The following is a 213-nucleotide window of genomic DNA, read 5'->3' on the forward strand; positions in this document are numbered from 1 at the left end:
GAATAGGGCAGAAAAAAGTGCGCTATGCGGGAGTTTGATGCGCACGAGCGGGAATAGGGCAGAAAAAAGTGCGCTATGCGGGAGTTTGATGCGTACGAGCGGGAATAGGGCAGAAAAAAGTGCGCTATGCGGGAGTTTGGTGCGTACGAGCGAGAATAGGGCAGAAAAAAGTGCGCTATGCGGGAGTTTGATGCGCACGAGCGGGAATAGGGC

Origin of the sequence: Paenibacillus curdlanolyticus YK9 (genome assembly GCF_000179615.1) — a bacterium.
Taxonomy (GTDB): Bacteria; Bacillota; Bacilli; order Paenibacillales; family Paenibacillaceae; genus Paenibacillus_T; species Paenibacillus_T curdlanolyticus.